This window comes from Arthrobacter castelli DSM 16402, from assembly GCF_000430705.1.
Classification (GTDB): Bacteria; Actinomycetota; Actinomycetes; order Actinomycetales; family Micrococcaceae; genus Arthrobacter_C; species Arthrobacter_C castelli.
In genome coordinates this window covers 61,564-85,235 of record NZ_AUMN01000001.1, presented here as the reverse complement: position 1 = coordinate 85,235, position 23,672 = coordinate 61,564, and the positions used below count along the sequence as shown (strand labels likewise).

Sequence of the window (23,672 nt, the reverse complement as noted above, 5' to 3'; positions counted from 1 at the left end):
CGATTCCAGTGCGGTGCCCGCCACCAGCTGGTGCCCGCGGCTACGAACCGTGCTGTGAGCGCTTGCACTTCGGAAGCCCCGCCTATATCCTGAACGAACGGTCAGTAAATATCCGTGGCGCTGAAGGCTGCGGTCTCAACATCATCGAGGTGATCATGATGGCAACTCCCCAGACAGGTCTTTCGGCGGTCAAGGAAGACCCGGGCACAACCGCTGCAGCCGACGACGCGGCCGAGGCCGGCCAGGCGCGTTTTGACCAGATCCTTGCCGACGATTCAAGAATTGAGCCGCGGGACTGGATGCCTGAGAAGTACCGGAAGTCCCTGGTCCGCCAGATCGGCCAGCATGCCCACTCGGAGATTATCGGCATGCAGCCCGAGGCGAACTGGATCACCCGGGCACCGTCGCTGAAGCGCAAGTCCATCCTGATGGCCAAGGTGCAGGACGAGGCCGGACACGGGCTCTATCTGTACTCTGCCGCCGAGTCCCTGGGCACCACCCGCGACGCCATGACGGACCAGTTGATTGAGGGCAAGGCGCGCTACTCCTCCATCTTTAACTACCCCGCAGTGACGTGGGCCGACATGGGGGCCATCGGCTGGCTGGTCGACGGCGCCGCCATCGTGAACCAGGTTCCGCTGTGCCGGGCATCCTATGGTCCGTACGGGCGGGCCATGGTCCGGATCTGCAAGGAAGAATCCTTCCACCAGCGGCAGGGGTTCGAGATCCTGATGGAGCTGGCCAACGGGACTCAAGCCCAGAAGCAGATGGCCCAGGAAGCCGTCGATCGGTGGTACGCGCCGTCGTTGATGATGTTTGGGCCGCCGGACGGCGATTCGCCCAACTCACAGCAATCCATGCAGTGGAACATCAAGCGTTTCACCAACGATGAACTCCGTCAGCGTTTTGTCGACATGCTGGCCGAGCAGGTCAAGACGCTGGGGCTGACATTGCCGGATGAAGACCTGAAGTGGAACGAAGAGCGCGGGCACTACGACTTCGGTGAACTGGACTGGAATGAGTTCAAGGAAGTCCTCGCCGGCCGCGGTCCCTGTAATTCGCAGCGGATGGAACGCCGTCGGGAGGCTCACGAGGAAGGCGCATGGGTGCGGGAAGCCGCTGCCGCATACGCCCGGAAGATGGCCGCCAGGAACGCCGAGCAGACAGTAGGAGCAGCATCATGACCGGTGGATCAACCACGGGCGACGACGGCACCCGCCCGGTCGACACTGAGGCCGAGGAGGACCAGTACGCCAACGAGCCTTGGCCGCTCTGGGAGGTGTTCGTGCGGTCTTCCCGCGGGCTCTCCCATGTTCATGCCGGGTCTTTGCACGCGCCGGATGCGGGGATGGCAGTGCGGAACGCACGCGACCTCTATACCCGCCGCAACGAGGGCGTTTCCGTCTGGGTTGTCCCGGCCAACGCCATCACGGCCAGCGATCCCGATGCCAAGGGCGCCTACTTCGAATCAGCCGCAGGCAAGGACTACCGGCACGCGACGTACTACAAGAAGAGTGAAGGGGTGAAGCACCTGTGAGCGGGGAAAGCGCAACCCGGATTTCCGCCGGTGAAGCCTTCACGGCCGAAGATATTGCCGCCGCAGTTGAGGCCGGCACCCGTGCCTCCGACGATGTCGCCAAATACGCCATGCGGCTGGGCGATGACTCACTGATTCTTGCCCAGCGGCTGGGATGGTGGATCTCCCGGGCACCGGAACTGGAAGAAGACGTGGCCCTGGGCAATATCGCCCTGGACCTGATCGGCCATGCCCGGTCGTTTTTGACCTACGCCGCCGGCGCCTGGGACAAAACCGAGGACGACCTGGCCTACTTCCGGGCCGAAGCCGAGTTCCGCAGCGCCCACATAGTCGAGCAGCCCAATGGCGACTTCGCGCGCACTATCGCCCGCCAGCTGGTGGTCTCCTACTTCCAGTACGAGCTGTACAGCCGGCTGGTCGATTCGACGGACGAAACGCTTGCCGCGGTCGCTGCGAAAGCGATCAAGGAAGTCGCCTACCACCGCGACCACAGCGCCCAGTGGGTGCTGCGGCTGGCACTCGGAACCGAGGAATCCCGGCGCCGGATGGTCGACGGACTGACTTTGGTCTGGCCCTACGTCGAGGAACTCTTCGTCGATGATGAACTCATTGATCAGCTCGAGGGCGTCGCTGTTCGGCCCTCCGCACTGCGCGAACCGTTTGATGCGCTGATCGGGGAGGTGCTGGCAGAGGCGGAGCTCGAGGTTCCCGACGTGCCCGGTTCCATCGGCGGAGGCCGCCAAGGGCGGCACTCCGAACACCTTGGATACGTGCTCGCCGAAATGCAGGTACTCGCCCGGGAACACCCCGGCGCATCCTGGTAGGTGGATATGTCTGAGTCAACTGTTGCCATCCGCCCGTCCGACCAAGCGGCGGCCGAAGCCTGGGACATCGCGGCAACGGTCTGCGACCCGGAGATTCCGGTGCTGACCATTGAAGACCTGGGCATCCTGCGGGACACCACGGTCGACGACGACGGGGCCGGTACTCAGCGGGTTAAGGTCACCATCACGCCGACCTACTCCGGCTGCCCCGCCATGGACACCATCCGGGACGACGTCGTCACCGCCCTGGCTTCCAAAGGGTACCAAGACGTGGACGTGAACCTGGTGCTGTCGCCGGCCTGGACCACCGACTGGATGACCGACGCCGGCAAGGCCAAGCTGGAGGAGTATGGCATTGCCCCTCCTACCGGCAAGGCCGCCGCCGGGCCGGTCAAGGTCGGGCTCAGCGTGAAATGCCCGCAGTGCAGTTCCCTCAACACCCGTGAACTCACCCGCTTCGGCTCCACCTCCTGCAAGGCGCTGTACGTCTGCCAGGAGTGCAAGGAACCATTCGACTACTTCAAGGTGCTCTAAAAGTGACAAACGAGAAACCCCCGACGTCGGCGAGCGACCCGGTGGTCGACCAAGCGAGCGCCAGCGAGCGCGCGGAGACCAGCGCCGAGACCGGCGCCGTGACCGGCAAGCGCCGCCGCCCGACCTTCCATACCCTCACGGTAGCTGAAGTCCGCCGGCTGACCGCCGACGCCATCGAAGTCACCTTCGCAGTGCCGGAGGAGCTGGTCGACCAGTACGACTACGCCCCGGGCCAGTATGTTGCCCTGCGCACGACCCTCGATGGCCAGGAAGTGCGGCGCAGCTACTCCATATGTGCCGAGCCGAAGCCGGGCGAAATTCGTGTGGCCATCAAGCAGGATCTCGGCGGGCTGTTCTCCACCTGGGCCAATGAAAATCTTGCCGCAGGCGCACAGATGGATGTGATGAGCCCTCAGGGCGCCTTCATTTCCCAGCACAATATGAACGAGATCAACCACCCGGAGCAGATCGCCACGGAGTCGACCGAACATCCCGGCGGGGCGAACTTCGTCGCCTTCGCCGCGGGTTCAGGCATCACCCCGGTGATTGCCATCGCGCGCACCGTGCTGGCGGCGAATCCGACCACCCGATTGGATCTCGTGTACGCCAACCGTGCCGCGATGGATGTGATGTTCCTCGAGGAGCTGGCGGACCTGAAGGACCGGTATCCTTCCCGTTTCGCGCTCCATCATGTGCTCTCCCGGGAGCAGCGCACCTCGCCGCTGATGAGCGGGAGGATCGACGCCGAGAAGCTCTCGACCATGTTCGACACGGTCATCCGTACGGACGGAATCGACGAGTGGTTCCTCTGTGGTCCGTTCGAACTGGTTCAGCTGTGCCGGGACACCCTTGAAGAGCGTGGAGTTCCCAAGGAGAAGGTGCGCTACGAACTGTTCACCACCGGGAAGCCGGAAAAGCCGGAGGGCCAGCACGGCCGGCCGGTGAAGATCGAGTCGTCCGAGGACAATTACGCCATCACATTCAATCTCGATGGGCTGTCGGGACAGGTGGAGACACCTACGCATTCCAACGAATCGATTCTCAACGCTGCCTTGCGGGTGCGTCCCGATGTTCCGTTCGCCTGCGCGGGCGGGGTGTGCGGTACCTGCCGCGCCAAGTTGACCAGCGGTACGGTCGACATGGAGGAGAACTACGCGCTGGAGCAGGACGAGATCGAAAAGGGGTTCATTCTGACGTGCCAGTCTCGGCCGACCAGCAAGGAAGTGGCGGTCGACTACGACGCATAGCGAGCGGTGGTCGACCAAGGCGCCCCGCATCGGTGGTCGACCAAGGCGCTCCGCAATCGGTGGTCGACCAAGGCGCCCCGCATCGGTGGTCGACCAAGGCGCTCCGCGCCGCGTGGAGACCCGTGGAGACCCGGCGGTCGTCCCATCCAGCCCCCTGTAACTTGACCGGCACCACCACTCGAAGGAGAGACCATGAGCATGATTGACCTGACGATCGACAACGATGTTGCCGAAGTGGTGCTGAATGCGCCGCAGAAGCTGAATTCGCTGGACGAGAGTGCGCTGTCGGAGCTGGAGAAGGCCTACGATGACGCGGCCGACGCCAAGGTCCGGGCGCTGGTGCTCCGAGGGGAGGGGCGCGGCTTCTGCGCCGGCCGTGACATCTCCAACGTCACTCCTGCCAGCGACGATGCCTACGGGTATCTGGGCGGGACCGTCACTCCGTTGCTCAAGAAGATGAGCGCTTTTCCGGCGCCGACTTTCGCCTCCGCTCACGGCGCCTGCCTGGGCGTCGGGCTGGGACTGCTGGTGGCCACCGACGTCGTCTATGTCGCCGAGGACGCCAAGATCGGCTCACCTTTTGCCAATCTGGGTGCCACGCTCGACTCCGGTGGTCATTGGCTCTTTACCGAGCGGCTGGGAGCTCACCGGACGCTGGACATGATCTACACCGCCGAACTGATCAGCGGTGCAGATGCCGTTTCGTCCGGTTTGTTCAGCCGTGCCATGCCGGCCGACCAGGTCCTGGAGAAGACCCGGGCCACCGCGGCCAAGGTCGCCACAGGCGCCACCGGTGCTTTCAACGCTTCCAAGGAGCTGGTCGCCCATATCCGCGATCAGCGGCTGGGGCTATGGACCGCCATGGAGGAAGAGAACGTTGCCCAAGGCGATCTCTGCAAGAGCGAGGACTACGCGGAGGGTTTCCAAGCATTCCAGGAGAGGCGCAAGCCAAACTTCAAGGGCTGACCGTAGCCGGCCGGAGGAAGCAGGTTAGAAAATTCCGGTTTGGAAACCGCGGCCTGGCATGTCGTAGGGGTTCTCCGGCCGATCCTCGGACTCTATTGTGTGGTCGTCGTGTCGGTCTTCGTGGGTTCTGGGCCGATTCATATAGGTGCGATATTTCAAGTAGCCAATGAGAAGCAACGTGATCGCGCAGAGAAGTACTGCGCCTCCTGCACTCATAAGGAAGATGCCGAGCTCGGCACTCGCTCCGACATCTGTGTAGACCGCTGCTGAGTACTTGTTGATGCCCGGGATAAGCATGAACAAAGAGGCGAGCATCAACAGGCTTCCGGTCAAAGTCTGCCAGCTCCAGGCCGGGTGCCGGGTGCCGCCGCGGCGGGAGTGGTTCTTTCCGCCAGTCATTTCGAAACTCCTGCCCGTTCGCGTCGGTGTCGCAGTGCGTCACCTGCGGCCAACATAACATGCATATGTGTGACGTAGTTCTCAACAAGGTAGGGCGTCGTGATTCAATCGGCAAACGGATCCGGCTTCTCGTAGGGCGTCACGACAGTGTTTGCGATAAGATCCGGCCACGGGTCCGAGCCGCCCTCCACGATATCCGTTGGGCATATCAGGAGCACCCATAGTGCGTTGTCCGACTGTGGCATATTCCGTCCGGCAATTCGCATTGTTCCCGAGGTGGCCGTACCGGGTACCACATAGTCCATTCGCGCGACTTTGAATTCGAGTCCCGGAGCCGAATTCGACTGTTGCGGAATAACTACATTCTCTGCTTCGATTATGGACTCTGGACCGGGAAGGCTTCTTGCAAATTCTTTCTTTAGCCGCGCAAGCATCTTCGCGGTAGTGGAACTGCCGTCATCGGACAGATATTCCGGGCCCGATTCTCCGGTGAACTCGTTGACCGTATATGTGCAGCGGGATGCGGGATTGGCGATAGCGTCGGCGCCGCGCGAGTGCCATCCCTCCATCTCCGGTATCTGGAACCCGACCGCCTCTTTGAAGTCGCCAGCCTCATCCAACAAAATAACGCCGTGATCCCTGCCAAACGAACTGAATAGTGCCGACGTGGATTGTTGGTTCAGCGCCCACATGACAAGACCGAGCACAAGGAGCAGGGCGAGCCCGGCTGCCGTTGAGAGTATGACGATTGATCGACGTTTCATTTGCCGTTCTTCCTGGTGGAATTTATGTGGCTGTTTCGAGTCTGCCGTTCCTGTCTCGTCGACGCGACGAGTACCCTGCTACCTGTGGATAACTTTCGTGGTGGGGTCAACGAGCGGCATTAAACGAACCCAATATCGCTTTCGCCATGAATCCGCATTCACCGTTGGCATAGGATGGTGCGCAGGACGAGCGGGCCGGGGGACGGCGCGTGGCAAGCGTCGTCGCATTTTTGCAGATCCAACCCGGAGCAGAGGTAATGAGCCAATCAGCAGAGCACATGGTCGTCCAGATCCATAAAGATGGCACCGTGATGGTCGGTGCCAGCAGGATCAACACATCCCGGTATCCGGATGCCTATACGGCGGCCTTCGACCAAATCGCGCAAGAGGCACAGCGCCGGGGCGAGAAGGTGCTGACCCACGGTGTCGACCACGCGATCGGCGAGGACACATGGTTCTACGTCACCGACGCTGGCGACACCGAAGCCACCACGGCACCGTCCGAGAACAGCCGGCCGTCAAACAACGCCGGCGCTGAACCGGTCGAAGCGCCAGCTGCGCCTGAGGACCATCAAGCGTCTGCCCCGGCAGAGCCCGCGACCGAGGACCAACCGGAGCCTGCACCGGTGGAACAAGAATCGCTCTCGACGGCGCCAACTCCGCAGGCATCGACAACTACAGAGGTGCCGCGGCCCGGTCCAATAGACTCTGTGCCGCTCACTACTGCGTCACCGGCTGCCGGCCCCGATCCGGATAACGCAGCACCTGATGCTGTTCCGGACCGGGCGACTGAACCACCGCCGGCTGCTGCTCCGGCCCCGGCTTCTGCTCCGCCCGCGTCCGACCCCGATCCGGCAACCGGGCCACCAGCTGCTGCGCCCGCTCCGGCTGCCACCACGGAGACGTCGTCGCCCAACGACTTGCCCCAGACACGGTCCGGACGCCGGGCGGAAACGACGTCTTTCGTCAAACCTCCCAAGGACCGTCCCACAGGTGGCCTTCGGGGAGCCGTGTACAAGGCTTCCATCGGAACGGTGAATCTCGGGCCCAGCGCGAAACAGCGGCAAGAGGACGCACTGGAGAAGCGGATTTCACGCCAACTGCATGGCGCATACAACACCGCTGTACTGTCGCTCAAGGGCGGAATCGGAAAGACCTCCACGACCGTCGGCGTCGGCATGACACTTGCCGAGTTCCGTGGCGACTTGCCGTGTGCCATCGATGCCAACCCTGACTCTGGCGACCTGGCCGAACGGGCGTTGGGCGAGAGCATCCACCAATCCTCCGACCCCCGGACGGTCTCGGACATCATTGACGATCTGGAATCCATCACCTCGTTGACCGAGCTGTCCCGCTATATGCAGCATGCAGGCCGGTTCCATGTGTTGGCCGGGGAACAGGATCCGGAGGTTTCGGACAGCCTTACCGCGGACGAGTACCTGAAGATCCGCACGCTGATTGGAAAGTACTACTCGGTGTTGATGACCGATTGCGGTACCGGCGTGACCCACAATGCTATGAAGGGAATACTGCAGACGGCGGACAACTTGGTGATCGCCGCCGGGTACGCTGTCAGCGGCGCCAAGAGGGCACGAAGTACGCTGTCGTGGCTGGCCAGCCACGGTTACGAGGAACTCGCTCGCAACGCGATCGTGGTGATTACGGACAAGGACGAGGTGTCCGCGCGGGTCAACAAGGATGCCATCAACCAGCATCTGTCAGGTATCTGCCGCCAACTCATCGCCGTGCCCCATGACCGGGGCGTCGCAGACGGCGACGTGATCTCCCTGGAGACGCTGAAGCCGGCCACCCGCCGGGCGTACAAGGAAATCGCCGCGGCCATTGTCGACGGCTACCAGTAGGGACACCGACTGCGGGACGACGACGGACTGCGCGACTGTTCGCACCAGGAGTAAGTACGCGCCTTCCAGGCACAAACCCCGTCGGGCTCTATCGCGTGTCGATGTCCTCGAACACCAGGAAGGTCTGGGTATCGAGCACTCCGTCCATGGATTGCAGCTTGTCGAAAATGACGCGCCGCAGGTCCAGGTTGTCCTGGGCCCGCACCAGCAGGATGACGTCGAAATCGCCGCCGACCAGGGCGATATGGTGCACTTCGGGAATCGCCTGCAGCGTCTCCTTCAGCGCACGCCACGAGTGCTGCCGCACCTTCAGGGTCACATAGGCCGAGGACTTCAGCCCTGCTTTCGCCGGGTCAATCAGCGCCGTGAACCTCGTCAGCACTCCGTCCCCGGTCAAACGGGAGATCCGCGAGTACGCGTGGGCGCGGGAGATGTGCACTTTTTCGGCCACGGCCGTCACCGACATCCGCCCGTCCGCGGACAGCTCGGACAGTATCCGTCGGTCCACATCATCCAGTGCCGGTGCCCGTTGCTCAACCATCCGTCTACATCCCTCCGCAGTAACCCAGCTCACAATTACAATGTGTCTACAAGAATAGCCTTACGACACCAAAAATTCCACAGTAACGCCTGAAACTGGATACGAATAGCTGGCGGAACCCATAATGGGTAAACACAGTATCTTTCGCTGAAGTCCTCAGCGCTGAGGAAAGGTGGACTCCCATGAGCAGTTCCACAGCCGAAGAATCGGCCCGCTCCGAAGCCGCGATGCTTCCATCTCCGACGCCGGTGCAGCTGATCAACGAGCGGGGCGTCGCCGTCGACAATGACACTGAGACCGCTGCCAAGTACCCGATGCCCTCGCCTGAGGCGCTGATGCGCGCGTATGACAAGCTCGTCACGGGCCGGCGGGTGAACGACCAGGCCGGAGCCCTGGTGCGGCAGGGCAAAATGGCGGTCTATCCGTCTTCGCACGGGCAGGAAGCCTGCCAGGTTGCGGCCGCCTTGTGCCTGGATGCGCAGGATTGGCTCTTCCCGACCTACCGCGACACTGTTGCCGTGATGACCCGGGATGTGGATCCGGTTGAAGTGATGGTGCTGCTGCGCGGCGACTGGCACAGCGGCTATGACCCCATCGAGCATAAGGTCGCCACGCAGTCGACTCCGCTGGCCACTCAACTGCTGCACGCCGTCGGAGTCGCCCATGCCGCCAAGCTCAAGGGCGAGGACAGCGTCGTCGTCGCCATGTGCGGTGACGGGGCCTCAAGCGAGGGCGACTTCCACGAAGCACTGAACTTCGCGGCGGTCTTCCACGTGCCGGTGGTCTTTTTCGTGCAGAATAACCAGTACGCAATCTCGGTGCCGCTCTCGCACCAGTCGGTCGCGCCGTCGCTGGCGCACAAGGCGATTGGTTACGGGATGCCCGGTGAACGGGTGGACGGCAATGATCTGGCCGGGGTGCTCTCGGTGCTTGGAACAGCCGTGCAGCGGGCCCGTGACGGCGGCGGCCCCACTCTGGTGGAGGCACACACGTACCGGATGCAGTCCCACACCAATGCCGACGACGCCACCCGCTACCGCACCGACGCGGAGGTGGCCGAATGGGCGCCGAAGGATCCGCTGGTGCGGATGAAGAAATACCTGACGGACGCGGCGGTGCTGACCGACGAGGCGGAAGCGGCGATTGGCGATGACGCCGAACGGGTCGCCGCCACCCTTCGCGATGGCCTGAACTCAGAGGTCTCGGTGGATCCGGACGACCTGTTCAAATATGTGTACTCGGAGCCGACCCCGCAGCTCAATGAGCAGGCCGCGATGCTCCGCGACGAACTGTCCCGGGAAGGGGAGTAATCATGACTTCCGTTGCAGATCAGCAGACCCCGGCGCAGGCTGCGGCCGGCAGAGTGGCCGACGACGACGGCACGACGACGGCGGCGCCTGTCACCTTTGGCAAGGCGTTGACTGCCGCCCTGTCCGACGCGATGGATTCCGACGAGGGCGTGGTTGTTTTCGGCGAAGACGTCGGACCGCTCGGAGGGGTGTTCCGGATTACCGATGGCCTCACCGACCGTTTCGGCGAGCAGCGGTGTTTCGACACTCCGCTGGCCGAGGCCGGGATCATGGGAATGGCTGTCGGAATGGCGATGAACGGGATGCGTCCGGTCGTCGAGATGCAGTTCGATGCGTTCGCCTACCCGGCGTTCGAGCAGGTGGTCAGCCATGTCGCGAAGATGCATAATCGGACCAAGGGCAAGGTGAAGCTGCCGATCGTGATCCGGATTCCCTACGCCGGCGGCATCGGCGGGGTGGAGCACCATTGCGATTCTTCCGAGTCCTACTACGTCCACACGCCAGGGTTGACTGTGCTGGCTCCGGCCACCGTGGCCGATGCTTACACCATGCTCCGCGATGCCATCGACTCGGACGATCCGGTGGTGTTCCTGGAACCGAAGAAGATGTACTGGTCCAAGGACGCCGTGGACCTGAAGGCGCTGGAGACGGCGCGCCGCGATCCGGAGGTTGCCTCCGGAATCGGCAAGGCCGTCGTCGCCCGCGAGGGAACCGACGCCACCCTGATTGCCTACGGCCCATCGGTGCCGACGGCGCTGGCTGCCGCCGACGTCGCCGCATCAGAGGGGCGCAGCCTGCAGGTGGTCGATGTGCGCTCGCTGGTGCCGTTCGACGACGAAACCGTTGCCGCCGCGGTGCGCACCACCGGACGTGCCGTGGTGATTGCCGAAGCGCCGGGCTTCGCCTCCGTTGCCTCTGAGATTGTCGCCCGGGTGCAGGAGCGCTGCTTCCACTCGCTGGCCGCGCCGGTGCGGCGTGTGGTTGGTTTCGATACGCCGTTCCCCGCGCCCAAGCTGGAGCACTATTACCTGCCGTCCGTGGACCGGATCCTGGACGCCGTCGATGACCTGCAGTGGGAGGACTAGATGAGTGCGACACAACAGCGGCAGGTGTTCCTGCTTCCTGACCTCGGTGAAGGCCTCACGGAGGCTGAGCTGGTCAACTGGCTGGTGGCGGTAGGAGACGAGGTCGCGGTCGACCAGGCGGTGGCGGAAGTGGAGACCGCCAAATCCGTGGTGGAGGTTCCCTCTCCCTTCGCGGGGACGGTTGCCGTGCTGCACGGTGACGCCGGTGCCACCATCGACGTTGGCAAACCGCTGATCTCGATCGATGACGCCGGTCCTGGCAATTCAGCTGCGGGCGAGGCCTACCGCACCGAGGAGCGCGCAGGGACTCAGGCACCGGCCGGAACAGAGCCGGCCGAATCCGGGGACTCCGGGTCGGGTAACGTGCTTATCGGTTACGGCACACCTGCCGGAGCAGGCGGAAGCAAGCGCACCCGCCGGCCGAAGAAGGCCTCACCGCCGACGTCGGGGAGGCCGATTTCGACGCCGGCCGGACAGGAGGCCGCCGCCGGCACTCAGGCACCGCTGGTGATTTCCCCGCTGGTGCGCAGGATGGTTAAGGACGCTGGCCTGAAGCCGGCCGATATCGCCGGTTCCGGATCGGGCGGAATGATCACCCGCAAGGATGTGGAAGCGCGGGCGGCATCTGCATCCAAACCCTCGGCGCAAGCACAGCCTGCGGCCGTACAGACTGCAACCGGACGGCAGGAAGAGTCCGACAAGCGCTCGGGCCTCGGTATCGCTTCCCGCATACCCATGACCGGGGTGCGGAAGACGGTTGCGGCGAATATGTCCAAGAGCCGGACCGAAATCCCCGAAGCGACAGTCTGGGTCGACGTCGACGCCACCGAACTGCTGCAGATGCGCTCGCAGTTGAAGGCGGCGCAGCCGGAGGATACGCCCGGTCTGCTTGCCTTCATCGCCCGGTTCGTGCTGGCGGGCCTGGCGAAGTACCCCCAGCTCAACACCAGAGTGGTCGACGGCGGCGACGGCACTGAGGAGATCATCGGGTTTGACGGGGTGAACCTTGGCTTCGCGGCCCAGACGGACCGCGGGCTGATGGTTCCATCAGTACGGCGTGCCGAAGCTATGAGCGCCCGCGGGCTGGACGCCGAAATCCGCCGGCTGACCGCCGTCGCACGCGATGGCAAGGCCACTCCGGAGGAGCTGACCTCGGGCACCTTCACGCTGAACAACTACGGGGTGTTCGGGGTGGACGGCAGTGCTGCGATCATCAATTACCCCGAGGCCGCCATCCTTGGCGTCGGACGCATTATCGATAAGCCGTGGGTCGTCAACGGTGACCTTGCGGTCCGCAAGGTCACTGAGCTGACGCTGACCTTCGACCACCGGGTGTGTGATGGTGGGACCGCCGGCGGGTTCCTGCGCTATGTGGCAGATGCGATGGAAAAGCCCGGATTCGTGCTCGCCGACCTGTAGTCTCATACAGAGGCGAGAACGAGGAGTGCGGCCCCATGTCACAGGCGGAAACCACTGACGGCTGGCATCAGGTGGGGCCGCAGACATATGTGCTGGCCACTGGCACCTACCTGCTCAATGCAGGGCTCATCGTCGGCTCAGCTCGTGCCGCCGTCGTCGATACCGGGGCTGGTCCCCGGCACGGACTGGCCATTCTGGACGCCGTCCGCTCGATGACCCAACTGCCGCTGGTGGTCATCAATACCCACGCGCATTTCGACCACTTCTTCGGCAACGCTGTGTTTGCCGCTGATGGCGTCGAGGAGTTCTGGTCCCATGAAGCTGCGGTGGCCGGGATCTCCGCTGGCGAATCCCAGCGGCACTTCGTGGCCGAACCAGAGCCGGAGATGGCCGCAGCCACAGGGAAAACCACCGCCCTGGTGGTCCCGAATCGCACCGTCGGAGCCGACTGCGTGACCCTTGAGCTGGGGGATAGGTCGGTGGAGCTGTTCCACCTTGGACGCGGACATACCGACAACGACTTGCTGGCGGCGGCGGGGCCGGTGGTGTTTACCGGCGACTTGATCGAGGAGGGCGCGGACCCGGCCTTTGAGGATGCATACCCGCGCGAATGGGTGCAGACTCTCGAACAGCTGGCCCGCCTGCAGCACCGGTACGACATCTTCGTCCCCGGCCACGGCAGGCCGGTGGGCATAGACCACGTACGGGTGCAGGCCTCAACCATGTCCCGCGCCATCCGGATCGCCACCCAGGCGAAGCGGGAGGCCCCGGCGGACACCACCAAGGCGATCCCCATCATGCCGTATGCGCCGGTACAAGCCCGTGAACTGATGGGCCGGCTGCGCAGCGGCGCCTGACGTGCCCGCATCCGGACGGAGCGTGACGGCCGAGGGATTCGACTGGCGTCCACTGGCGGTCCCCGTCTACGGCCCGGCCTTGCTCTTCGGGCTGGGACATGGCTCCATCGTCCCGGTGATCGCCCTCAGCGCGAGGAATCTTGGCGCCAGCGTGGCGATGGCGGCCCTGGTGGTGACGTTGATCGGCATCGGTTCCTTATTGACCAACATTCCCGCATCCCTGATCACCACGCGGTTCGGGGAGCGCCGGGCGATTATTGGCGCCTCTGCGTGGTGCGCCCTGGCCATGGGCGTGTGCATTGCTGCCGGATCCCTGTGGGTCTTTTCAGCCGGCATTTTCATGATCGGGATGGCATCGGCGGTCTTCCACCTGGCCCGGCAGACGTATCTGACCGAGACGGTGCCTGCCCGATTCCGGGCTCGTGCCTTGTCCACACTCGGTGGGACCATGCGGATCGGAGTCTTCGCCGGACCATTCGTCAGCGCGGGGGCCATTCACTTCCTGGGACTGGCTGGCGCGTACTGGGTGGGAACCGGGGCACTGCTGGTCTCCGGGGTCGTCGCCATCGGGATGCGGGATCTGCCGCACCACCCGGGCGCAACAAGCCGGACAAAGACAAGGTCACAAGCCACTGGCAATGGCTCGCAGGACGCGGGGAGGCAAGGCGCGGCGGGCGGGACGGCTGCCGCGGGAGCAGTTGGATCCGCAGCGTCGGTCCGCTCGATTGCCCGCACCCACGCGGGAGTCCTGCGGACGGTGGGCATCGGCGTTGTGCTGGTGGCAGTGGTACGTTCCTCCCGGCCGGTGGTGATTCCGCTGTGGGCGGAGAACATCGGCCTGGATCCCGGCACCGCAGCGCTGATTTACGGAGTCTCCGGTGCTATCGACATGTTGCTGTTCTATCCGGCGGGCAAGCTGATGGACCAGAAGGGGCGGCCGTGGGTTGCGGTGCCCTGCATGGTGATTATGGGGCTGGCCTTGATTCTCGTGCCCTTCACCGTCGGCACGGTGTCGTTGCTGGTCGCAGCCGTGCTGATCGGCTTCGGCAACGGTATCGGTTCCGGGATGATCATGACCCTGGGATCCGACTATTCGCCACCGGTGGGACGGACCAAGTTCCTTGGGGTGTGGCGGCTAATGGCCGACGCCGGTTCGAGCGGGGGACCGGCTCTGCTCTCCTCCGTGACTGCGTTGGCAACCCTTTCGGCCGGCATCTGGGTGGTCGGAGGAATCGGACTGGCCGGGGCAATGTTGCTCGGCTACTTCCTCCCGCGGGTGCACCCGGCGGACGACGCCGGACCGCGCTGAAGTCCGCCACCCGGCCCGGTTGACCGCCGGGTTGGCGCCACCTTTGGGGTGCAGGCGGAACCCGCGCCGGGGTGCGGGCGGATCCCGCGCCCGGGATCCGCCCGCCGGTGTCAGCGACGGATCCGGGCGGCACGGCCAAAGAGCACCGCACCCAGCGAGGCCAGCAGGTACCCGGACGAGACGATCATCGCCAGCCCCGCCCAGTACAGCAGGGGCAATCGCTCCGGTGCTGCCGGCGTCGTCAGCGTCGGCGTGCTGACCAGCACAAACAGCACCGCCATCAAACCTGTGACCAGGCCGGCTGCGGCGGTACCGGCAGGCCAAACCCGCGAAGCTGCCCAGTGCTCGCCGAACCCGCTCCAAACGTTCCACGCTGTGCCGGTGCGCATAATGATCCACCCGCCGACGGCGGTCCAGAACCCCACCACCAGGAATGCGGCAATGATATCCGCGGGCCGGTGCCATAGATTGATCAGGGTCGCGGCACCGGCGATGACGGCGTAGCTGCCCCCGCCGGCTGCCGCGAGCGGACGCCAGCGCGGGGCGACAACCAGGATCACGGCCGCGGCCGAAGAGGCGGCAAGAGTGGCATGCCCGGACGGCAACGAGTTGGTCCCCAGTGTCTGCACCCCGAGTTCCGGCCGCACCAGCACCTCCTTGAGCACCTGGGTGGTCAGGTTCGCGCCAAGAGCCGCCGCTATCGCCACCCCTGCGGCCAGCCATCGTCGTCTGGCCAGGGTGACAAACAGGATGAATGCCGCTGCAATGACCGCCGATATCAAGGGCAGCAGGTCCAGGAAGTCCTGCAGACGCGAGGACATGCCGGTTGCGCTTAGTTCTGCCTCGCGCAGAGCCCCTTCACCGATCAGTTGGCCCGTCGTGGTGCGGACGAACAGGATGTAAATTCCCACCAGCGAACCGGCACAAAGCAGTGCTGCCGCGATGAACGGAAAGGGGTTCGAGGCTGCGGGCTTCGCCGGTCGGCGCCCGGCCTTCGTTTGCCGGGCAGATCGCTTGTTCATTCCTCCTAGGATTTCACACCCGGCTGTCGACGACGGATATCGGCACGTGATGGGCCTGCAGGCACCCGCGCTGCCACCCACGCAGGCACCCACGCTGCCACTGCCGAGACCCGGGGGACTGTCAACCGACGACGGCGGTTCACCCGCCCGGGTGCTGAACGGAAGCGCATCGCGGCGGTGCGTACAGTGGAGGGCATGCGACTGGACGTTCCGGAATTCGACGAGCTGGTGGCGGGCGCCCGCGTTGTCAGCCTGCCGATGCGTGTGAAGTTCCGCGGCATAACGCAGCGCGAGACCATGCTGCTGCGTGGCCCGGCGGGCTGGGCCGAGTTTGGGCCGTTCGGCGAGTACGACGACGAGGAGTCGGCCCGCTGGCTGGCTGCGGCGGTGGAGGCCGGCTGGCAAGGCTACCCGGACCCGGTCCGGACGAAAGTCCCCGTCAATGCCACGGTGCCGGCGGTGGACGCCGGCCGGGTCGACGACGTACTCGACGGATTCGACGGCGTTCCCGCGGTGAAGGTCAAGGTGGCCGAGGCCGGTCAGTCGCTGGCCGATGACCTGGCGCGGGTGCGAGCCGTGCGGAACGCACTTCCTTTCACGCCCGTCCGGGTGGACGCCAACGGAGGATGGACGGTCGACGAGGCTCTGCAGGCGCTCCAAGGACTGGCCGAATACGGCCTGGAATACGCCGAACAACCGGTGATGAGCATCGATGGATTGCGCCAGGTGCGCGAGGGATTGCGCCGTCGCGGGGTCCCCGTTCCGATCGCCGCTGACGAAAGCGTCCGCAAGGAAGCCGATCCGCTGCTGGTCAGCCGCAGCGGAGCGGCCGACCTGATCGTGGTCAAGGTCGCTCCGCTGGGCGGGGTGCGCAACGCACTGCGGATCGTCGCCGAAGCGGGACTGCCCGCCGTCGTCAGCAGCGCCCTTGACTCTTCGGTGGGTATCCGCGCCGGAGTGGCGCTGGCCGCAGCGCTCGATGAACTTCCCTACGCCTGCGGTCTGGGCACGCTGTCGCTGATGGACGCCGATGTGAGCGGCCGGCCGCTTAAGCCGGCCGGCGGCGTCATCGAAGTCCGGGACCCTGAGGTCAGCGATGAGCTGCTGGAGCGTTACGCGGCCGACGGCGAACGCCGTGCCTGGTGGCTCGAACGGCTTGAGCGGGTCCACCGGGTGCTGGCCCGTTCGGCCAGGCAGTAGGCCTTCACCGCAAGAACCGACGGGTGGTTGTTCGGCCGGGGAGTAGCTTTTGCCCAAATTTGCCGGTTTGGGCAGCGGAAGGGCGCGTTGTACTCCCTGGACGAACGGCACCCGGTGCGAGGAGGCACCGTCGGGCATCGGACGTTCAGCGGACGTTTACCTGTCGGTCGAAGTTTCGTTGCCCGTGCCTGAAACCGTGAGAATGCACAACACCTCACGGAAGGACAACAGCCACATGAGCACCACGGAAACCAAGCGGCCTCTGCTTCCCATGCTTGGCCATACCCGCGGCAAGCGAAGCCCCGTCACCTGTGCCCTGAAATGCGACAACGCCTGCGCCAAGGGCGTCTGCAACCAGTCGGGCAACGAATACTTCCGGGACATTGCGTCAGCGGCCATGACCCGCCGCAATATGCTGGGACTCGGTGCTGCCGGCGCCGTCGGCCTGATGGTTGGCAGTGCGGCACTCGATGCCCCGGCCGCCCAGGCGTCGGCGCCCGGCCCGCGCCCCGGTGCTCCGGCCGGCGGCCCCCCTGGCCGGCTGCCGTTTACCCCGATCGCCCCGGTCGACGCCAAGGTGGACGCGTTCACGACCCCGGCCGGATACGACTGGGAGCCCATTCTGCGCTGGGGAGACCCGCTGTTCAACGATGCCCCGGTCTTCGACGCCGGCCGGCAGACAGCCGCCTCGCAGTCCCGCCAGTTCGGTTACAACAACGACTACCTGGAGATCCTGCGCACCCCGAACAGCAAGAAGGGGCTGCTGGTGTGCAATCACGAGTACGTCAACCAGAACATCATGTTCGATCCTGCCAACGCCCCGGCTGAAGCCGCGGAGCGCCGTGCGGTGACCCGCGCCGCCGTCGGCCTCTCCGTCGTCGAGCTGGAACGCGACCACAAGGGAAACCCGTGGCGCTACATCAAGGGCGCCCGGTTGAACCGCCGCGTCACCATGGACACCGAATTCGGCTTCACCGGCGCTGCCGCCGGCACCGATCTGCTCAAGACGGTCGAGGACCCGCAGGGGACGACCGTCCGCGGCACCCTGGGCAACTGCGCCGGAGGCACCACGCCGTGGGGGACGATTCTCTCGGGCGAAGAGAACTTCAACGGTTTCTTCCGCAGCCCGGCCGACACCGAGGCCCGCCGCCGCTACGGTTTCACCAACACCCCCACGGGCACCGGATGGGAACAGGATGAGCCGCGCTTCGACGCCAACAACGCCGGCTACGAAAACGAGCAGAACCGTTTCGGCTACATCGTCGAAATCGACCCGCAGAACCCTTCCTCCACGCCGGTAAAGCACACCTCGCTCGGCCGGTTCAAGCACGAGGGAGCCACCATCAGTGTGGCGGCAAACGGCCACGTCGTGGCCTACTCCGGTGACGACGAACGGTTCGACTATCTGTACAAGTTCGTGTCGAAGAAGAAATTCCGCAAGGGCAACGGGCCGAAGCAGCGTGAGCACAACAAGACCCTGCTGGCCGACGGCGACCTGTACGTGGCGAAGTTCTCCGGCAACTCCGGCTCCGAGATCGACGGATCCGGTGAACTGCCCGACGACGGCGCGTTTGACGGCACCGGACAGTGGCTGCCGCTGGTGGTCGGCGGCACGTCGAAGGTCAGCGGAATGAGCGTGACTGAAGTGCTCGTCTACACCCGGCTGGCCGCGGACAAGGCCGGAGCCACCAAGATGGACCGGTGCGAGGACGTGGAGCCGAACCCGGCCACCGGCAAGGTGTATGTGGCATGCACCAACAACACCGATCGCGGCAAGGAAGGTTTCGCCGACGCGAACGAGGCCAATCCACGCACTGTCAACCGTGACGGCCACGTGGTGGAAATCTCCGAGCGGTACGGGGACCAGACGGCGACGTCGTTCAACTGGAACCTGCTGCTGGTGTGCGGTGACCCGGCGGCCAACGATTCGACGTACTTCGGCGGGTACCCGCCGGAGGTCGTTTCGCCGATTTCGTGCCCCGACAACCTGGCATTCGACAGCTCCGGACAGCTGTGGATCTCCACCGACGGCCAGCCCGGAACCATCGGGCTGAACGACGGGCTGTTCAAGGTGGATCTGGAAGGGGCCAGTCGGGGACGCGTCCAGCAGTTCCTTGCCGTGCCCAGGGACGCCGAGACCTGCGGACCGATCATCCACGACGACGAGTCGATGGTCTATGTCGCCGTGCAGCACCCGGGCGAGGAAGGCAGTTACGACGAGCCGACGTCGTACTTCCCCGACTACGTGGACCGGGCCAAGGCGCCGGCCGGACAATTCCGCGGCCCGCGGCCCTCGGTGGTGCAGGTCTTCCCGACGGTTCGCTGATCCGTCACGCCGGGCGGGGGCGTGCACGTTTTGGCCCCGCCTTCAGGCAAGATGGAAGGTAATGGAGTCAATCGAAGCCGCCAGCCGCACCGTCGCGGCGCTGATCCAAGGCGGGATGCGCCATGCCGTGGTCGCGCCCGGATCCCGCAGCGCCCCGCTGGCGTACGCGCTCGCGGCGTCGGCCGCTTCCTCACAGGTGGCGCTTCATGTCCGGATCGACGAGCGGGACGCCGGCTTCACCGCGCTGGGGCTGGCGCTCGCGTCCGGAGCTCCGGTGGCGGTGGTGACCACCTCCGGCACCGCCGTGGGGAATGTGATGCCTGCGGTGATGGAAGCCAATCACAGTGCGGTTCCGGTCGTTGTCCTCAGTGCTGACCGCCCGGAGGAGTTGCGCGGCACCGGGGCAAACCAGACCACCCGGCAGGCCTCTTTGTTTGGCACGGCGGTGAGGTACGACGCCGATATCAGCGCTGGCGACGATCCGACCAGCGCGGTCCAAGCCGGCCTCGCAGCGGCCATGGGAACGGGTGGCCGGTTGCCGGTGCGGGGGCCAGTGCAGCTGAACCTCGCCCTGGCCGATCCGCTCACCCCCGATCCGGAGGCCGGGATGCCGGAGGCCCCCGCACCGGGTCCCGTGGCCGAGGCCGCGCCGCCCGTGACGCATGCGCCGATCGACCCCAATGCGCATGCGGCCGGAAGCGCACCGGCGACAACCGGAGTCACCCTTCGTTCGCCGTCGGCCGCGCGCCGCAGCGTTGTCATCGCCGGAGCCGGTGCCGGAGCGGGTGCCGAATTGTTCGCCTCCCTGCTGGGATTGCCGCTGTTTGCGGAGCCGTCGTCGAACGCCCGGCACGGTGCCAGCGCGGTTGGCCCCTATCGGCTGCTGCTGGAGCACCTCGGGGCGGATATTGAACGGGTCGTGATGTTCGGTCGGCCCACCCTGAATCGGCAGGTGGCTGCCTTGCTGCAGCGCGACGACGTCGAGATTGCCCGCTACGAACCGGAGCCGGTGGCGTGGTATGAGCCCGGCAGGCGCCCGGAGCAGAGAGTTGCCACCCGGGACGAACTGGCTGAATTCGCCGGAACAGGCCCCGCCGGGTGGCTGGCGCAATGGCAACGCGCCGCCCAAGCGGCCGAAGCCGCCATCGACGAAACGCTCGACAGCGAACCCGTGGTGTCCGGACTGCACGTGGCGCGGGCGTTATGGTCGGATACCATCCGGCGCAATGCCCGGCTGGTGGTCGGTTCCTCCAACCCCATCCGCGATCTTGACCTCGTGGCGACCCCCACAGAGCGCTCCTGGGCGGGGGTCTTCGCCAACCGGGGGATTGCCGGAATCGACGGGACGGTGGCCACCGCGCACGGCATCTGCCTGGCCGAACCCGCCCGGGAAACCCGGCTGCTGCTCGGCGACCTGACCCTGCTGCACGACGTCGGCGGGTTGTTCCTGGGCGCCGGGGAGCCGGAGCCGAACCTGCAGATCATCGTGGTCAACGACGGCGGCGGAGGGATCTTCTCACTGCTTGAGCACGGCGGACTGGGGGAGCAGGAACGTTACCGGGCCGACGTCGAGCGTCTCTTCGGCACGCCCCACAGCGTCAACATCGCCGCCCTCGCGGCCGCTTACGGGGTGCGCCACCGGGCGGCCGGCACAGCCATCGAACTGGAAGCGGCGCTGGCCGAACGGATTAATGGCCGTTCCATCATCGAAGTGCACACCCGGCGTTCCGAGCTGCGGGCGCTGCATGAACGCATCAAGGCCGCGGTGACCGCGTCTCGACCCTGAGGTAGCGGCCGCCCCGTGAGTCAGCGGGTTGCAACGGGCTACCTCGCGGGTAGGCCGCTACCTGGACATCGGGGCTACAGCACCTTGGAGAGGAACCCCTGCGTCCGCTCGTGCTGCGGCGCGGCCAGTATCTCCTTGGGCTTGCCCTGCTCCACCACGACGCCACCGTCCATAAAGACGAGCCGATCGCCGACCTCGCGGGCGAAGCCCATCTCGTGGGTCACCACCATCATGGTCATGCCTTCGTTGGCCAGGGTGCGCATCACGTCCAGCACATCGCCCACCAGCTCTGGGTCCAGGGCGCTGGTCGGTTCGTCGAACAGCATCATGTCCGGATCCATGGACAGCGCACGGGCAATTGCCACACGCTGCTGCTGGCCACCGGAGAGCTGGTTTGGGAATGACTCTTCCCGGCCGGCAAGGCCCACCTTGGCCAGGTTCTTCCTGGCGATGTCGGCGGCCTCGGTTTTGCTGCGCTTCTTGGCCCGTTGCTGTGCCAGGGTCAGGTTTTTCAGCACGTTCAGGTGCGGGAACAGGTTGAACTGCTGGAAGACGATGCCGATCTTCGTCCGCACTCTGTCCAGGTCGATCTCCCGGTCGGTAATGTCCACGCCCTCGACGACGATGGTTCCGCTGGTTGGTTCCTCCAGCCGGTTGACGCACCGCAGCAGCGTCGATTTTCCGGAACCGGATGGGCCCACAACGCAGACTACTTCACCCTGGTTGACGTGGAAGTCGATGCCCTTGAGCACCTCGTTCTTGCCAAAGTACTTGTGCAGGTCCTGCACTGCGATGGCGGGAACATCCTTGCGGTTGATGTATTCACTCACCGTGTTCACCGGCTCCTTTGGTTGTGTCGTTCAAGGCGTGCCACCAGCCGCGTCAGGGGCAGCGTAATCACCAGGTACAGCAACGCGGCCATCACCAGGGGAGTGGAATTGGCGTGCTGCGATACCGCATCGCGGGCGAACGTGGTCAATTCACGGTCACCCAGCGCCATGCCTGCGATGAACAGCAGGGACGTGTCCTTGATGATGATGACCAGCTCGTTGGTCATCGGGGGAGTAATGATGCGGAATGCCTGTGGCAGCACCACGGAGATCATCGTCCAGCTGGGCCGCATGCCCAGGGAGCGGGCCGCCTCGACCTGCCCTTTCGGCACTGCTTCGATGCCGGCACGGATTGTCTCGGCAATATAGGCCGCCGACACGACGATCAAGGCGATCAGGCCGGCGCCGGTGCTGCCGCCCGGCGGATTCCATTCGGTGAATGCGATCGGGACCGCGTAGGCGAACCCGAAGATCACCAGCAGCGCCGGCAGGCCGCGGAAGGTCTCAATGTAGGCGGTGGCGACCCAGCGGTAGGGGGCCACCGGAGAGAGCTTCATCAGCGCCAGGGTCAAGCCCAGGATCAAACCGCCGACAAACGCGATGAATGTATAAATGACTACGTTCTTGGCGGCGGTGGTGATGATGGTGGGGAATTGCTCGGCCGCAACCCCAAGGTCCAGGAAGTTGGTGGCGATGGTTTCCCAGTCGGCGACAATGACAAGGGCGGCAACGGCCACGAGAAAGATGACGTAGAGTACGGCCCGAAACAGGCGCCTACGGGTGGAGGGTTTCAAACCTTAGCCTTCCGGTGGTTAACAAAACTGTGGCCCGGCCAGAGACCCGGGCCACAGTGGATCCTACTGTTCAGAGAAGTATTTATCGTAAATCTTCTGGTACGTGCCGTTCTCGCGAATCTTGGCCAGCTCCTTGTTGACGGCCTTCAGCAAGGCTTCGCTGCCTTCTTCCTTGACGGCGAATCCGTACTGTTCGTTGGTGTCGTACTCCTGGACGATGGTGAAGGCACCTTGTTCGGTGTGCCGCAGGTTCACCGGCAGATCCTGGAGCACGGCGTCGATGCTGCCGGACTTCAGCGCGGGGAACAGTTCGGCATCGCTAGGGTATGACCTGATGGTTGCCTTGTCCGGGACATTCTCCTGGGCGTAGTTCTCACCCGTGGTGCCCTGCTGGACGCCGACGGTCTTGCCCGCCAAGTCCTCGATGGTTTTGATGTCAGAATCCTTGGGGACCAGCAGCGACTGCAGCGAGTCGTAGTACGGCTTGGAGAAATCGAGGTTCTCTTCCCGGGGCTTGGTGATGGTCATGGCGCTGGCGCCGATGTCGCAAGTTCCCGCGGCCAAGGCGGCACCGCTTTGAAGCCCTTCGAATCCGACGTCCTTAATCGCAACCTTGAGGTCGAGCCCCGAAGCGATTTTCCTGATGATTTCGATATCGAAGCCGGTGTATTCACCGCCTTCTTCGAATTCGAACGGCGGATACGGGATGTCGGAACATACCGTCAGCGTCCCGGGCTGGATGAGGGCCATCTCAGACCCGCTGCCGCTGGTTTGACCGCCGCCTTCACTGCCGCTGCCGCCGCCACATCCCGTCAGGGCCAGCGTCGTTGCTGCCATCAGGATGAATGGGACACGTGCTCGCATGGGAGCCTGCCTTTCATTTTTTCTCTGTGGGAATGCGGACCAAGGCAGGCTGCATTGAAGCTTCCTGTCCCCCCTTATGTCCTGAGTGTGGAACGACTTTATCACCTGAAGATTGCAGAGGTGACAAAGGTCTCACCTCAAGACGGCCGCCGTCCGGCCGCGGCCTGAACCGCAGCCGGACGGAACGCGGCGCGTC

At 64.8% G+C, this 23,672-nt stretch carries 22 protein-coding genes; 15 read left to right on the top strand and 7 right to left on the bottom strand.

The genetic code is table 11. The features are described 5' to 3' along the window. Nucleotides 1-158 precede the first annotated feature (158 nt). The 6 genes from paaA to H535_RS0100430 all read left to right on the top strand — a co-directional run bounded on the left by paaA (nucleotide 159) and on the right by H535_RS0100430 (nucleotide 5,108). A complete protein-coding gene (gene paaA / locus H535_RS0100455; protein WP_026817971.1) occupies nucleotides 159-1,184 on the top strand; it encodes a 1,2-phenylacetyl-CoA epoxidase subunit PaaA in 1,026 nt (341 codons plus the stop codon). Next, nucleotides 1,181-1,537, top strand: a complete 357-nt coding sequence (paaB, locus tag H535_RS0100450) for a 1,2-phenylacetyl-CoA epoxidase subunit PaaB (RefSeq protein WP_026817970.1) — start codon at nucleotides 1,181-1,183, stop codon at nucleotides 1,535-1,537. The genes paaA and paaB overlap by 4 nt, the downstream gene beginning before the upstream one ends. After that, nucleotides 1,534-2,361, top strand: coding sequence for a 1,2-phenylacetyl-CoA epoxidase subunit PaaC (paaC, locus tag H535_RS0100445; protein ID WP_026817969.1), 828 nt, complete (start codon nucleotides 1,534-1,536; stop codon nucleotides 2,359-2,361). The genes paaB and paaC overlap by 4 nt, the downstream gene beginning before the upstream one ends. Nucleotides 2,362-2,367: 6 nt before the next feature. Next, complete coding sequence (paaD, locus tag H535_RS0100440) at nucleotides 2,368-2,895, top strand: 1,2-phenylacetyl-CoA epoxidase subunit PaaD (RefSeq protein WP_035767874.1); 528 nt, start codon at nucleotides 2,368-2,370, stop codon at nucleotides 2,893-2,895. Nucleotides 2,896-2,936: 41 nt separating this feature from the next. Further along, the gene (gene paaE / locus H535_RS0100435; protein WP_081416386.1) at nucleotides 2,937-4,142 is read left to right on the top strand and encodes a 1,2-phenylacetyl-CoA epoxidase subunit PaaE; all 1,206 of its coding nucleotides are present in this window, start codon (nucleotides 2,937-2,939) and stop codon (nucleotides 4,140-4,142) included. A gap of 198 nt (nucleotides 4,143-4,340) precedes the next feature. After that, a complete protein-coding gene (locus H535_RS0100430) occupies nucleotides 4,341-5,108 on the top strand; it encodes an enoyl-CoA hydratase/isomerase family protein (RefSeq protein ID WP_026817966.1) in 768 nt (255 codons plus the stop codon). Between the two features lie 24 nt (nucleotides 5,109-5,132). Here H535_RS0100430 and H535_RS0100425 read toward each other — a convergent pair whose 3' ends face one another. Together H535_RS0100425 and H535_RS0100420 are read right to left on the bottom strand one after the other, a co-directional pair. After that, nucleotides 5,133-5,507 carry a hypothetical protein gene (locus H535_RS0100425; protein ID WP_026817965.1) on the bottom strand — a complete coding sequence of 125 codons (375 nt, stop codon included), beginning with the start codon at nucleotides 5,505-5,507 and terminating at the stop codon, nucleotides 5,133-5,135. Between the two features lie 104 nt (nucleotides 5,508-5,611). Continuing rightward, nucleotides 5,612-6,271 (bottom strand): hypothetical protein, encoded by a 660-nt coding sequence (locus tag H535_RS0100420; protein ID WP_026817964.1) that lies wholly within the window; start codon nucleotides 6,269-6,271, stop codon nucleotides 5,612-5,614. A 257-nt stretch (nucleotides 6,272-6,528) separates the two neighbouring features. On the opposite strand from H535_RS0100420, the gene H535_RS29780 reads away from it, so the two are divergent. Further along, nucleotides 6,529-8,133, top strand: coding sequence for a MinD/ParA family protein (locus H535_RS29780; RefSeq protein WP_245580094.1), 1,605 nt, complete (start codon nucleotides 6,529-6,531; stop codon nucleotides 8,131-8,133). 88 nt (nucleotides 8,134-8,221) lie between these two features. Here the strand turns inward: H535_RS29780 and H535_RS0100410 are convergent, their stop codons facing one another. Beyond that, nucleotides 8,222-8,674: an Lrp/AsnC family transcriptional regulator gene (locus tag H535_RS0100410; protein WP_026817962.1), complete on the bottom strand. Its 453-nt coding sequence runs from the start codon at nucleotides 8,672-8,674 to the stop codon at nucleotides 8,222-8,224. 182 nt (nucleotides 8,675-8,856) lie between these two features. Here H535_RS0100410 and pdhA point away from each other — a divergent pair, with 182 nt between their 5' ends. Genes pdhA through H535_RS0100385 form a run of 5 tightly spaced genes read left to right on the top strand, consistent with a single transcriptional unit; the run spans nucleotide 8,857 to nucleotide 14,654 of the window. Beyond that, on the top strand, nucleotides 8,857-9,984 hold the full coding sequence (gene pdhA / locus H535_RS22630) for a pyruvate dehydrogenase (acetyl-transferring) E1 component subunit alpha (protein WP_035767872.1): 1,128 nt from the start codon (nucleotides 8,857-8,859) through the stop codon (nucleotides 9,982-9,984). 2 nt (nucleotides 9,985-9,986) lie between these two features. Continuing rightward, nucleotides 9,987-11,069 (top strand): alpha-ketoacid dehydrogenase subunit beta, encoded by a 1,083-nt coding sequence (locus H535_RS0100400; RefSeq protein WP_035767869.1) that lies wholly within the window; start codon nucleotides 9,987-9,989, stop codon nucleotides 11,067-11,069. After that, the gene (locus H535_RS0100395; protein WP_026817960.1) at nucleotides 11,070-12,488 is read left to right on the top strand and encodes a dihydrolipoamide acetyltransferase family protein; all 1,419 of its coding nucleotides are present in this window, start codon (nucleotides 11,070-11,072) and stop codon (nucleotides 12,486-12,488) included. It begins immediately after the preceding gene. A 35-nt stretch (nucleotides 12,489-12,523) separates the two neighbouring features. Further along, nucleotides 12,524-13,345, top strand: a complete 822-nt coding sequence (locus tag H535_RS0100390) for an MBL fold metallo-hydrolase (protein ID WP_026817959.1) — start codon at nucleotides 12,524-12,526, stop codon at nucleotides 13,343-13,345. A gap of 22 nt (nucleotides 13,346-13,367) precedes the next feature. Further along, nucleotides 13,368-14,654, top strand: a complete 1,287-nt coding sequence (locus H535_RS0100385) for an MFS transporter (protein ID WP_026817958.1) — start codon at nucleotides 13,368-13,370, stop codon at nucleotides 14,652-14,654. A 110-nt stretch (nucleotides 14,655-14,764) separates the two neighbouring features. On the opposite strand, the gene H535_RS22625 is transcribed toward H535_RS0100385, so the two are convergent. Further along, on the bottom strand, nucleotides 14,765-15,676 hold the full coding sequence (locus H535_RS22625; RefSeq protein WP_051298261.1) for a phosphatase PAP2 family protein: 912 nt from the start codon (nucleotides 15,674-15,676) through the stop codon (nucleotides 14,765-14,767). A 195-nt stretch (nucleotides 15,677-15,871) separates the two neighbouring features. Here H535_RS22625 and H535_RS0100375 point away from each other — a divergent pair, with 195 nt between their 5' ends. The 3 genes from H535_RS0100375 to menD all read left to right on the top strand — a co-directional run bounded on the left by H535_RS0100375 (nucleotide 15,872) and on the right by menD (nucleotide 20,988). Further along, entirely contained in the window at nucleotides 15,872-16,876 is a 1,005-nt protein-coding gene (locus H535_RS0100375) for an o-succinylbenzoate synthase (protein ID WP_026817957.1), read from the top strand. Between the two features lie 235 nt (nucleotides 16,877-17,111). Next, a complete protein-coding gene (locus H535_RS0100370; RefSeq protein WP_026817956.1) occupies nucleotides 17,112-19,202 on the top strand; it encodes a PhoX family protein in 2,091 nt (696 codons plus the stop codon). A 61-nt stretch (nucleotides 19,203-19,263) separates the two neighbouring features. Further along, entirely contained in the window at nucleotides 19,264-20,988 is a 1,725-nt protein-coding gene (gene menD, locus H535_RS0100365; protein WP_026817955.1) for a 2-succinyl-5-enolpyruvyl-6-hydroxy-3-cyclohexene-1-carboxylic-acid synthase, read from the top strand. 74 nt (nucleotides 20,989-21,062) lie between these two features. Here menD and H535_RS0100360 read toward each other — a convergent pair whose 3' ends face one another. The 3 genes from H535_RS0100360 to H535_RS0100350 form a co-directional block, all read right to left on the bottom strand. Then, a complete protein-coding gene (locus tag H535_RS0100360) occupies nucleotides 21,063-21,818 on the bottom strand; it encodes an amino acid ABC transporter ATP-binding protein (protein ID WP_026817954.1) in 756 nt (251 codons plus the stop codon). A gap of 5 nt (nucleotides 21,819-21,823) precedes the next feature. Continuing rightward, nucleotides 21,824-22,612: an amino acid ABC transporter permease gene (locus H535_RS0100355; protein WP_026817953.1), complete on the bottom strand. Its 789-nt coding sequence runs from the start codon at nucleotides 22,610-22,612 to the stop codon at nucleotides 21,824-21,826. A gap of 63 nt (nucleotides 22,613-22,675) precedes the next feature. Next, nucleotides 22,676-23,476, bottom strand: a complete 801-nt coding sequence (locus H535_RS0100350) for a basic amino acid ABC transporter substrate-binding protein (RefSeq protein ID WP_026817952.1) — start codon at nucleotides 23,474-23,476, stop codon at nucleotides 22,676-22,678. Between the last annotated feature and the right edge of the window lie 196 nt (nucleotides 23,477-23,672).